We start from the raw sequence: 11934 nt of genomic DNA, 5'->3' as shown, positions 1-11934 counted from the left end.
ATTGTCAAGTTCTACGTCATGGACATCGCGCCCGGGCGCAGCATGATCGAGTACTTCGTCCAGCAGGGCCAGCAGGTCTTCACCATTTCATGGCGCAACCCACAAGCACGCCACCGTGATTGGGGCTTCGATACCTACGGCGCCGCCATCGTGGAGGCGATGGACGCGGTGCAGAAAATCACCGGAGCCGACAGCACCCACCTGCTGGCCCTGCTGGACGAAGTACTCGATCATGCTGCGCCCGGGCGCGATGTCCATGACGTAGAACTTGTTGATCACCGGTGGCACCATGAGCAAGGGAATCGCGCGCACCGTGGGCGTCTGCGGCGCGTATTGGATCAATTCGAACACCGAGTTCTGCAGGACGACGGCCCCTTTGGTGACGGCCAGGTCCTCCCCTACCGCGTAGGCGTCGGGCTCGACCATCGCCGGCACCCGAGGCTTTGAAAGCATGTCTCGGGCAAAGGCTCTCGCGCCCCGTAAGGCGCTGAGACCGCCGGTGTCAATCAGCGCCTTCCAGCCGAGCGGGCTGATCAGCGGGTTGTTGCTGGGCGCCAGGCCTTCCACGAGGTTGTCGACGACGAACTGCATCCTCTCGTTGTCACGCCAGTCCAGCTGCGCGTCGGCCAGCAACTCTCCGGCCGTCTCCGAACCTGCAAGGTAGGCCTGCATGATGCGGTGCAGCAGCGGATTCTCCTGCCACGCAGGGTCACTGAAGCGTTTGTCGGCGCGCACCGGGACGCGGTGTGACTTGCCGATCGCGATATCGCCGAGCTCACGCGTCAACGTGCCGACCCGGTTGGCCACCGCGCCGGGGTGCTGAGCGAGGTTGACGCCGAAACGGGCCCAGGTGGCGTTCGGCATCATTCGGCTGGCGAACGGTTTGGTGGCACTGGTCAGAAGCAGGTCGAGCGGCGCGGCCAGCTCGTCGACTTTGGCCGGGGGATTGGAGGTCGTTGCCATGATTATCGTGTGCTTTCGCTTGTCGGAACGGTGATGTCACGTTTCTGGACCTTGCCGGTGGGTCCTTTGGGGAGCGCGTCGACGAACCAGACCTGGCGCGGGTACTTGTAGGCGGCCACCCGGGCCTTGACATACTCGCGCAGCTCTTCCGGCGTCACTTCGCCTTTTTCCAAGGCATCCTTCTTGAGAGCGACGGCGGCGCCGACTTCCTCGCCGAGAGAGTCGTGCGGAATGCCGATGACGGCGGCTTCCGCCACGTCCGGATGTTCGTAGAGCAGTTCCTCGATCTCGCGCGGGTAGACGTTGTAGCCGCCGCGGATGATCATGTCCTTGGTCCGGTCGACGATGTAGAAGTAGCCGTCCTCGTCGACGCGTCCGACGTCGCCGGTATTCAGCCATCCGTCGGCGGTGATCGTGGCCTTGGTCGCGTCGGGAAGATTCCAGTAGCCCTTCATCACGTTGTGGCCACGGATCTGGATCTCGCCCGTCTGCCCCTGCGGAACCTCAACGCCGTCCAGATCGACCACCCGCATCTCGACACCGTCGATCGGGGTGCCGATCGAACCCGCCTTCCGGGGCCGGCTCGGGTGGTTGAACGCGGCGGCCGGAGAGCTTTCCGAGAGCCCGTATCCCTCGAGAACTGTGCAGCCGAAAGCCTTTTCGAAGTCGGTGAGAACCTGGACCGGCATCGCCGCACCGCCGGAGACACAGACCCGCAGACTCCGCGTCGCCCCGGATTTGGCTTCGTCTGCCACACCGAGCAGCGCCGAATACATCGTCGGCACGCCCTCGAACACCGTGACGTGGTCGCGCTCGATCACCTCGAGTGCCTTGCCCGGGTCGAAGCGCGGGATGAGGGTCAGCATCGCGCCCGCGAGGACCGAGCCGTTGAGCCCGCACGTCAGACCGAAGACGTGAAACAGCGGCAGGCAACCCATCACCACGTCGTCGGGCCCGGTCTCGACCAGGGTGCGGACACTGACCTCGGCGTTGCGGCCCAGGTTGCCGTGAGTGAGCATGGCGCCCTTGGGCTTGCCCGTGGTACCCGAGGTGTGCAGGATGACAGCGACGTCGTCGTCATCTCGTTGCACCGGAGATTCTTGCGCGGGCAGATCGGCGGTGAGCTTGGCCAGCCCGGCATCGTCGACCACCCAGCACCGGGCGCCCACCTCGGCCGCGCCGGCGGTGGCGTCGGCGGCGAAGGCCGGCGCCGCGAACAACGCCTTGGCGCCACTGTTGGACAGGTAGTACGAAACCTCGCGCGACTTCAGCAACGGATTCATCGGAACGGCGACGGCGCCCCGGTACATGATCCCGTAGAAGGCGATGGCGAATGCGGGCGTGTTCGGCAACATCACGCCTACCCGGTCGCCGGGCTCGACCCCGGCCCGCTCCAAGAGCGTTGCGACGCGGGCAGCCGCGTCGTCGAACTGGGCGAAGGTGAACTGCAAATCGTCGCAGCGCAGCGCTACGCGCTCGGGATCGCGATCCTTCGATGCGATGAGATTGGCGCTCAATGCGGTCATGGGAAGCCTCCGAAGTGCTTGACGTGCTTGCTTCCAGGGTGTTCTCCGCTACACCACGACACAATGTCGTCAAAAACAACGCCGGAACCGGTCCACTGTTATCGCTCACACCGGGCGATACCCGGGCATAGGGTTTGAAGACTATGGGAACGGCATCGAAAACCCGCGGCGCCCGACGTGGCGCGGCGGCTGATCCGCACGTCATCGAACTCGGCAGACTCATGCTGGCCCGCGCCCCGGAACTGGGAAAAGCGATGGCGGACTTGCTGTGCCGCGAGATTGACGCGTACCGCGACGGCAGCGTCGTCAGCAAGGCCAAGGTCGCCGAAAGTTGCGTGGCCAACGTGACGTTCATCTTCGATTCGCTTACCGGGAACGACGACGTCGATGTCTCGCCCGCGGCGCAGACCGGTACCGCACGTGCGCTAGCCGGTGTGCCACTTCCGGCGGTGATGACCGCCTACCGGATCGGTTTCCGTTTCATGTGGGAGAAGACGATCGCCACCGCGCGCGAAGCGGCGATACCCACCGATTCAATCCTGGATGCCACCGCCCGGGTCTTTCTGGCCCAGGACACCTTCACGCAGGCAATGAGCACCGCGTATCGGCAACAACTCACCGCGCAGATCCTCGAGCGCGAGGAAGAACGCTCGGCATTGGTGGAAGCGCTGCTGTCCCGACAGATCACCGACCGGCACAGCCTGTGGGAGGCGGCTGACTTGTTGCGGCTGCCCACATCGGGGCCTTATGCCGTCGTGGCGGCCGAACTGCCCGCGATCGGAAAGCTGGGATTGCCGGCCATCGAGAACAAGCTCTCCGTTCGTGACATCCGCTCGGCGTGGCGGCTGCTGCCCGACCTGCAGGTCGGCATCGTCCATCTCAGGGGTCCGAAAACGGCGGATGCGCTCGGCACACTGGTCGAGGTGCTCCATCATGCCGCGACCGCCCGAGTCGGCATCAGTCCGCCGTTCCGCGAGCTGTCCGAAACGAATGACGCGTTGCGATTCGCGCGGCTGGCGCTCACCGGCAAGCGATCGGCCGATTCGTTCGTCGCCGTGTTCGACGACACCCCACTCGCCGTGGCGGCCGTCAGCGCGCCAGAGGTCATGGCGAAGATCAAATCGTCGATGCTGGGTCGGTTGGATGCGCTGCCCGACGAGGAGCGATCGATCCTGGTCGATACCTTCCGGGCGTGGCTCGAGGTCGGGGGCTCCGCCAATGACGCCGCGGCGAAGATCTTCTGCCACCCCAACACCGTGCGGCACCGCCTGCACCGTATCGAGGAGTTGACGGACCGTTCGCTCTCGCGGCCACAGGACCTCGCTGAGCTGTGTCTGGCATTCGAGGTCGAGCGTCGATTGCCTTGAAGGCAAACGGTTTTCGCGCGTTGTAGCCCTGGGGCCCTTAACCGACCTTGGTCAAGGTACGCTCCCACAGCTCTCGCGCAAGCACGGGATCGTCGGCCGCCCGATTGACCTTCGCGATTTTGCCCTTCGCGTAGTACTCGCCGGCAGTCCAATCGGCGCCGGGCGTGCTGGTCGCCAGCCAGACCAGCTGGTCGGCACCATGTTCCGGGGTCTTGATCATGCGACTGACCGGTGTGCGTTGCACAGTCGTCAGGAACCGCGAGCCAGAGGAGTGACCGATGTTGGTGTTCACGAAGCCGGGGTGAACCACCACCGCTGAAACACCGTCGTCGCGATAGCGTCGATGTAATTCCCTGGTGAACAAGATGTTTGCCAACTTCGCCAGCGCATAGGCGGTGCTCGGCCGGCGTCGGTCGGTTGTTTCGAAATCGGTGAGCGTGACGTTGCGCAGCAGCCGCTGCGACGAACTGGACGTATTGACAATCGTGGCGTGTGAACCGACCAACACGTCCAGCAACAGCGTGGTGAGCAAGAACGGCGCCAGGTAGTTGACCTGAAAAGTGATCTCATTGCCGTCAGCCGTCCGCTGCGGCTTGGAGAACACGCCCCCGGCGTTGTTCCCCAGCACATCGATGCGCGGGTATGCGGCACGGATTTTGTCGGCCAAAGCTCGCACCTGGGACAGATCGGCGTAGTCGGCCAGGAAATAGTCCGCGTCCAGCTCCGCCGCCATGGCGGCGGTTTTGCTTTCCGACCGGCCCACCAGCACCACGTTCTCGCCGGCCCGACGCATCCGTCGAGCCGCCGCGGCGCCGATGCCGTCACTGGCACCCGTGATCAGAATCGTCCTGCGCGTCATTGCTCAGACCTCCACGGGGAGTGTACCGATCGCGTCCGCGCGCCCTTACACCAGCGAGTAGCGAACCGGCAGATGTTTGAGTCCGCCGACGAACGTGGTGGCGGTCAGCTCCGGGTCACCGGTCAGTTCAATGGATTTGAGCCTGGGCAGCAGCTCAGAGAAGAAGCTGTTGACCTCCATGCGGGCCAGCGCCGCGCCCATGCAGAAGTGCACACCGTAGCCGAAGGCCACGTGTTTGTTGGGGTCACGGCCGACGTCGAAGCGGAACGGGTCGTCAAACACATCCTCGTCCCGGTTGGCCGATACGTAGGACAGCAGCACCGAGTCGCCCGCGGCGATGGGCACTCCGCGTACCGTGGTGTCCTTCGCGGCGGTGCGCATGAATTCCTTGACCGGGGTGACCCAGCGGATCATCTCCTCGGTGGCCAGCGGCATCAAGCCGAGGTCGTCGCGCAAGCGCAGCCGCTGGTCTGGATTTTCCACCAGCGCCTGCAGGCCACCGGAGATGGTGGCACTGGTGGTGTCATGACCCGCGGTGGCGACGATGAGGTAGTAGGAGACGGTTTCGATGTCCGACAACGGTTCTCCGTCGACGCGGGCGTTGGCGATCGCCGACGCGAGGTCCTCGGTGGGATGCTCCCGGCGCGCGGCGGTCACCCCGTTGAAGTATCCGAACATGTCCAGCAACGCGGGCAGCTGATCCTCGTTGGTGCTGCCGCGCCTGAATTCGGAGTCCTCACTGCCGAACAGTTCCTGGGTCAGCTTGAGCATCCGGGGGAAGTCGGCCTCGGGCAGCCCCAGCAGCGACATGATCACATAGAGCGGGTAATTGACGGCGACTTCCTGAACGAAGTCACATTCGGGGCCCGCCGCCCTCATCTTGTCGACGTAGATCTTGGCCAGCTCGTCGACGCGAACCTTCAACGCCCGCATCGCCTTTGGCCGAAACCAATCCGAACCGATCGCGCGCACCACCCGGTGCTGCGGATCGTCCAGGTGGATCAGCGTGCGTACGCCGGCGGCAGCCTGCATTTCGTCGCCTGCCATATTGGTCAACACCGGCCGGGGCCAGTTGGTGAAGAGCATGTTTTCGCGTTCGATGTCCATGACGTCGGCGTGTTTGGTGATCGCCCAAAAGGGGCGGTAGTTCGGAACCTCCACCCACGACACCGGAGCAGTGGCGCGCAGGTGCGCCAGCGCCGCATGCAGTCGCTGCTCATCGGTGTACGCCAACGGATCCGCCAACAGCTTGGCGGCCTCGTCCATCGTCGTTGTGCTCACTGGCGAAACTCCTTCAATGCGGCGGTGATACAGGGTTGTGACGCGGTCAAGAAGATGGGCAGGACACGGTCAACCGCGCCGTCGCAGCGGCTTTTCAGCCCGGCGGCGATGGTGTCGAGCGGCCCGACGACGGCGAATGCGGCAAGCATCTCGTCGTCGATGAGCGGTCCCATCGCGTCCCATTCCCCTTGCTTGGAAAGCCTGTTCAGGTCGGTGTGCAGGTCACCCCACCCGTGCAGATCGAGGACCTTGCGGTAAGCCGGCGTCGAGCCGTAGAAAGCGATCTGCTTGCGCACCGCCGCAGTGGCGGTGGCCAGTTCGGCGTCGTCGCGCCCGGTGGCGATGAGCACTTCGCACGACACCTCGAAATCGCCGCGATCACGGCCGCTGCGTTGCATGCCGCGCAGCAGCGCCGGCACCGTCACCTCATCGAGGTAGCGCTTGGAGACCATCGGGTGCCCCAGGTGACCGTCGGCCACCTGGCCGCACATCTCGGTCATCGTTTCGCCCACCGCGGCCAGAAAGATCTTGGGCGGCGGATGTGGCTGCGGCTCAGGGGTGAACATCGGAGTCATGATCTTGTGGGTGTAGAAGTCGCCCTCGAAGCGAAGCTTGGTGCCATCCGTCCATGCCGACCAGATGGCACGCAACGCGGACACGAATTCGGCCATCCGGCGCGCCGGATGACTCCAGGGCATGCTGAAGCGCTTTTCGATATGCGGCTGGATCTGGGTCCCCAGTCCGAGGATGAACCGGCCCTTCGAGTACGCCTGCAGGTCCCAGCCGACGTTGGCGACGGTCATCGGACTGCGTGCGAACGCCACCGCGATGTTGGTGCCGAGTTCGAGGCGCGAGGTGTGTTCCGCGGCCAGCAAGAGCGGCAGGAAAGGGTCGTGGTTGGTTTCGGCCGTCCAGCCTCCGTCATACCCCCGCTCCTCTAACGCGGCGGACGCGTCGGCCACCTGCGCGAGCCGGTTGGGGATGCCGCCGTCGACCTTGAGGCGGGCGGCGTCAGGCATGCGGGTAACTTTACAGTAAGCAATCCAGTATGTGACCCTACAAATCTGTGGTGATCGCAAGCGCGGCGTAGCCGGGCGCAGCGGGTCGCCACCATAGAACTGGTCGCGCGACGAATCTGCATGAGGTAGGACATAGGCATGCCGAAAGCCCAGGATTGGGGAGAAACGCTCGAGGATCTCGAGCGGCGCCGTCAGCACGCGCGGGAAATGGGCGGGCCGGAGCGACTCGACAAGCACCGCAACAAGGGCAAGATCGACGCCCGCGCGCGGATCGAGTACCTCCTCGACCCGGGCACGTTCCGAGAGCTCGGCACTCTGGTCGGTGGTGAGATCGCTGCCGACGGCCTGATCGTCGGCTCCGGTAAGATCAACGGTTCACCGGTGATGCTGGGCGCCGAGGACTTCACCACCATGGCGGGCAGCATCGGGCCGGGCGGCAACTCCAAGCGATACCGAATCGCCGAACTGGCGCTGCGCGACAAGATCCCGCTGGTGATGTTGCTCGAAGGCGCCGGCTTTCGTCCCGGCGGCGGGCACTACGGCCGCACCCCCACCGACCTACTGGCCCAGGCGCAGTGCTCCGGCCGCGTGCCCACCGTCGGTGCCGTGTTCGGGCCCTCGGCCGGACACGGCGCGCTGGTGGCCCCGGTCTGCGACTTCCGGATCATGAGCAGGCAGGGCGCGATCTTCACCGCCGGGCCGCCCGTCGTCAAAGAGTCCACCGGAGAAGACATTTCGAAGGAGGACCTCGGTGGGCCGGATGTCGCGCTGCCCAGCGGGGTGATCCACAATGTCGCGGAGGACGACGAGGCCGTCCTCGACGATGTCCGGCGCTACCTGTCCTACTTTCCGCCGAGCGCATGGTCGTACCCCGCATCGTTGCCGCAGGACGAGGAAACCGAGCCACGTGCGACGCCGGAGTTGCTCGACATCGTGTCCCGCGACAACCGCCGCGTTTACGACATGCGCGCCGTGCTCGACGTTGTCTTCGACCGGCCCGACTGGTTCGAGGTACAGCCGCAGTACGGCAAGGCGATCATCTGCGCGCTGGCCCATCTCGGCGGTCACCCGGTCGCAGTGGTGGCCAACCAGCCCCTGGTGCTCGCCGGCTCCATCGACGCCGCGGCCGCGGATAAGGCGGCGCACTTCATCATGGTGGCCGACTCGTTCCACCTCCCCCTCGTCTTCCTCGCCGACAATCCCGGCATGCTTCCCGGCAGCCGGTCCGAGCGCAGCGGTGTGCTGCGCGCCGGCGCACGAATGTTCGCCGCGCAGACCACGGCCACCACGGTGAAGCTGCACGTGACGTTGCGCAAGGCATACGGATTCGGCTCCATGGTCATGTCCCTGCTGGGTTTCGACAGCCAGTCCGCGACCTTCGCCTACCCCGGCGCGACGATGGGCGCCATGAGCGCGGCCGCGCTGGGCCGGGCGACGCACGCCGGCGAGGACGTCACCGCGAAGTTGCGTGAGGCCGAGTTGCAGGCGTCCTTTCGGTCGGCCGAACATATGGGGTTCGACGAACTCATCGATCCCCGTGAGACGCGTGACGCCCTGCTCGCGTCCTTGAAGCGCGGCCTGTCCAGCAGGCAGACCGCCGCCGAACCGGTCACCCGGACCGTCATCATGCCGTGACCGGCGCGCCGACCGGCTAAAGCTGATCCGCGGCGCGGTAGGCCGCGACGATCGGCTCGAGCTCATCTGGTGTTGCGCCGTGCATGATGACCGCGTCGGCCCCGTAGTCGAATTCCTTGCGGATGCGATCGACGCACTGCTGCGCCGACCCGGTGGCCGAGGGCTCGAGCCATTCGTCGGGAATCAGCGTCGCGATGTGCTCGATCTGCTCGGCGGTGCCCTTGTGATCGATCCCGCCCGCGATCGAGGTGACCACCGGATCCTCGCGGAACCGTTGCAGCACAGCGGGATCCCAGTCGTTGGTGCTGACCAGCAGATCGCCGTAGCCCTGCAGATAGGTGGCCAGGCGCGCCACAGTCTTCTTCAGCCGAAGTTCTTCGGGTAGGTGGTCGCCGACGGTGGCGAAGCACGACCACACCCGCACGCTGTCCGGGTCGCGGCCGGCCTTCTCCGCCGCCGACTTCACGGTGGTGACGCTGCGCTGCAAGGTCTCCGGCGTGAAATAGGTGTGCAGGATGACGTCGTCGAACACCCGCCCCCCGAGCGCGAGCGTGTTCGGCCCGAAGGCCACCAGCGCCAGCCGGATGTCCTCGTTGAAGTCGGGGTCGAGGAACAGGATGGGGTATTTGCCCATCGGGCCGTCGTGGTTGAAGATCAGCTCGCCGTGCCACAGCCGGCGCATGACCTGGGCCCAATCTTCCATCTGCGCCGTCGTCACCGCCGGGATGCCGAAGGCCCCGTAGATCGCGGCGATGCCGCGGCCGACGCCCAACGTGAACCGGCCGCCCGACAGGCGATGCATCGTGGTCGCCCACGACCCGGTGATCAGAGGATGACGGGTGTTGTGATTCGTTGCGGCAGTGGCGATTTGCATCCGGTTGGTCACCGCGCATGCCGCCCCGACCAGAGACGACGCCTCCTTGACATTCCACCGCTCGGAGATGAAGCTGGTGCCGAAGCCGAGTTCCTCGCCGCGGCGGGCCTCGTCCATCAATGTTGCCGGGCCCTCCCCGCCGGCCCCGGCCAGCAGGTAGAAACCCAATTCATCAAGTGCTCGGTCACTCAATTCCAAACCCCTTGCTGGTAGCCGCAGTTCCAAACCTCGGTTATCTTGCCATCGACGACGCGGAACACCTCGATGCTGGCGATGCTGGTCTGGGTGCCGTCCTTGGTGGTGATCGCCGAGTCGTAGACGATCGCCACGTGCTCGCCATCCTCGCCCTCGATGACGATGTTGAGGTCGAAGTGCAACGAGTCGGCCAGCTCCCACATATCCACCACCCGCTGCACCGCTTCGGCGTGGGTCAGCGTGCGCACCCCGCCCACCTCGTGCCGAATCACGGTGTCGGCCAACAGTTCGTCGGCCAGGTCGATGTTGCATTCGTTCCACACGACAAGGTTGTAGAGCTCGACCACCGTTCGTGCGGTCCACGTGGGTGCCATCAGTCGGGCACCACGGCTTTTCGCGCGGCCACGTCGCGCAGGAATCCGTCGGTGATGCGCTGCACGCGCCGCGAGAAGATGTGCCCGACGTGGCTGCCGTCGTACCAGTACAGCTGGCCGCCCCAGCGTTCCTGCAGCGCGTCGGCGGGCTCGCGCATCGCCATCCGGTCGTGCCACGCCCCGACGATCAGCCGGCGGTCCGGCGGCGGGGATGGGGTGACCGCCAACGGGTCGATCACCGAGGTCAGTTGGGTGACCACGGGCGATTCCAGCAACTCGCGGAATCCCTCGCGCGACGAGCCCCACCGCTGCAGGTGGCGCGCGATCATTGCGTTGAGTCCCAGGATCGGCGTGTAGAGGGCGACCGCGTCGACCTGCTTCTCCAGATGGGAAACCAGCGCGGCCACCGGGCTGCCCATCGAAATCCCCGCGACCACAACGGCGGTGGCGCGCGGCTGCACCCAGCGCACCACCGCGCGCACCTCGGAGACCACGCGCATCATCCCCGCCACATTGCCCAACGGATCCATGTCGGGATAGGCCGGCCATTGGCGCCGCCGGCACCCGTGGCCGGGTTGCACCGGCAGCGCGACATTGAAACCCAACTGGTGATGGATCCGTCCGATCCGGGACAACAGCAGGTCTTCGGTGCCACCCTGCCCGGCGCCGTGCACCCAGACCAGCCAAGGCCTGGGCTCGTCGCGGTGCCGGCACAGATGCACCACCGCCCGCGCCGGACCGCCCAGGCCGTCGGCCTCCAGCGTGGCCGGCAACGCCGGGTCGTGCTCGAAGGCCATCCGTTCGTACGCCAGACCCGGGATGCTGCGCTTCCGTATCGAGTTGGCCCGCAACGGTTTCGGGTCCGCATGCGCCCGGTCGATACCCAGCGAGGAGAGCTCCTCGGCGGCCGCGGTGCACGCCTCCAGCGGCCGCATCGGGGCGGGGCTCCCGCCCAGCAGCGAAAAGGCGCTCAGCACCAGTTCGTCGAGCATCGCCTCGCCGAACTGACGTGCACCGCGTGGCGATAGCGGGGCCCAGCCGGTCGACTCCTGCAGCCCGGCCACCGTGCGCGGCGCCAGCATTCCCAATTCACGGACCACATCTCTGGCCAGGCCCAGCCCGCTCATCGCCGTCGCCATGTCGCTCCCTCGCCAGCTATGCCAGTTTGAAACCGGTGTATCCGTCGGCCGCGATTTCGTCGCAGCGACGCCGGTATTCGGGTATCCCACCGGTATATCCCATGTACATCCGTTTCTTACCGGGCACGTTTCCGCCGTTGTACCAGGAGTTGCACGACGGGTGAACCAAAACGGTCGGCGCAACCAGCGCGGTGGCGTGATCGATCCACTCCTGCTGAGCGGTGCTCAACGCCTCAATGGTGCGAATGTCGTTGGCGCGCAGATACGCAACGCAGTCACCGATCCACTCCACGTGCTGTTCGAGAGCGGCCACGAAATTCGTGGCGGCGCTCGGGCTGCCCGGCCCCTGCACCGTGAACAGGTTCGGGAAGCCGGCGATCGCGAGGCCCAGATACGACAGCGGCCCTTCGGTGGCCCAGAACTCGCCCAGCGACATTCCGCCGCGACCGCACACGTCGATCCGGCTCAGCGCACCGGTCATCGCGTCGAACCCGGTGGCGTAAACGATGACGTCGAGTTCGTGCACCCGGTTCTCGGTGCGGATGCCGACCGGCGTGACCTCGCGAATCGGCGACTTGCGCAGATCGACCAGGGTGACGTTGTCCCGGTTGAATGTCTCGTAGTAACCCTGGTCGATGATCGGTCGCTTGCACGCGAAGGGATGCACCGGCACCAACGACGCCGCGGTGTCCGGGTCCTTGA

The 11934-nt window shown here is 65.7% G+C and carries 9 protein-coding genes and 2 pseudogenes; 2 read left to right on the top strand and 9 right to left on the bottom strand.

The features are described 5' to 3' along the window. Nucleotides 1–102: 102 nt before the first annotated feature. Both A5708_RS07295 and A5708_RS07290 read right to left on the bottom strand, forming a co-directional pair. A pseudogene (locus tag A5708_RS07295) lies at nt 103–963 on the bottom strand (poly(3-hydroxyalkanoate) polymerase); the annotation flags it as partial. A gap of 2 nt (nt 964–965) precedes the next feature. After that, nucleotides 966–2489: a long-chain-fatty-acid--CoA ligase gene (locus tag A5708_RS07290; protein WP_065027978.1), complete on the bottom strand. Its 1524-nt coding sequence runs from the start codon at nt 2487–2489 to the stop codon at nt 966–968. Between the two features lie 143 nt (nt 2490–2632). On the opposite strand from A5708_RS07290, the gene A5708_RS07285 reads away from it, so the two are divergent. Further along, complete coding sequence (locus A5708_RS07285; protein ID WP_081292850.1) at nt 2633–3856, top strand: PucR family transcriptional regulator; 1224 nt, start codon at nt 2633–2635, stop codon at nt 3854–3856. 37 nt (nt 3857–3893) lie between these two features. On the opposite strand, the gene A5708_RS07280 is transcribed toward A5708_RS07285, so the two are convergent. From A5708_RS07280 to A5708_RS07270, 3 genes are read right to left on the bottom strand one after another with little or no spacing between them, the layout of a single operon-like run. Continuing rightward, on the bottom strand, nt 3894–4715 hold the full coding sequence (locus A5708_RS07280) for an SDR family NAD(P)-dependent oxidoreductase (RefSeq protein WP_065027977.1): 822 nt from the start codon (nt 4713–4715) through the stop codon (nt 3894–3896). A gap of 45 nt (nt 4716–4760) precedes the next feature. Beyond that, entirely contained in the window at nt 4761–5981 is a 1221-nt protein-coding gene (locus tag A5708_RS07275; RefSeq protein WP_065027976.1) for a cytochrome P450, read from the bottom strand. A gap of 11 nt (nt 5982–5992) precedes the next feature. Then, entirely contained in the window at nt 5993–7015 is a 1023-nt protein-coding gene (locus tag A5708_RS07270) for an LLM class F420-dependent oxidoreductase (RefSeq protein WP_065027975.1), read from the bottom strand. Nucleotides 7016–7153: 138 nt separating this feature from the next. On the opposite strand from A5708_RS07270, the gene A5708_RS07265 reads away from it, so the two are divergent. Then, nucleotides 7154–8650, top strand: coding sequence for an acyl-CoA carboxylase subunit beta (locus A5708_RS07265; protein WP_065027974.1), 1497 nt, complete (start codon nt 7154–7156; stop codon nt 8648–8650). 16 nt (nt 8651–8666) lie between these two features. On the opposite strand, the gene A5708_RS07260 is transcribed toward A5708_RS07265, so the two are convergent. The 4 genes and pseudogenes from A5708_RS07260 to A5708_RS07245 form a co-directional block, all read right to left on the bottom strand. Further along, on the bottom strand, nt 8667–9716 hold the full coding sequence (locus A5708_RS07260; protein WP_065027973.1) for a TIGR03857 family LLM class F420-dependent oxidoreductase: 1050 nt from the start codon (nt 9714–9716) through the stop codon (nt 8667–8669). Next, nucleotides 9713–10093 carry a nuclear transport factor 2 family protein gene (locus A5708_RS07255; RefSeq protein ID WP_065027972.1) on the bottom strand — a complete coding sequence of 127 codons (381 nt, stop codon included), beginning with the start codon at nt 10091–10093 and terminating at the stop codon, nt 9713–9715. Before A5708_RS07255 ends, A5708_RS07260 begins: the two co-directional genes overlap by 4 nt. Further along, entirely contained in the window at nt 10093–11232 is a 1140-nt protein-coding gene (locus tag A5708_RS07250) for a PHB depolymerase family esterase (protein ID WP_065027971.1), read from the bottom strand. The genes A5708_RS07255 and A5708_RS07250 overlap by 1 nt, the downstream gene beginning before the upstream one ends. A gap of 16 nt (nt 11233–11248) precedes the next feature. Continuing rightward, nucleotides 11249–11934 (bottom strand): annotated as a pseudogene (locus A5708_RS07245) (cyclohexanone monooxygenase); the annotation flags it as partial.

Origin of the sequence: Mycobacterium colombiense (assembly GCF_001672755.1) — a bacterium.
Classification (GTDB): Bacteria; Actinomycetota; Actinomycetes; order Mycobacteriales; family Mycobacteriaceae; genus Mycobacterium; species Mycobacterium colombiense_C.
The sequence above is the reverse complement of the archived record's forward strand: the minus strand, read 5'-3'. Positions and strand labels throughout refer to the sequence as shown.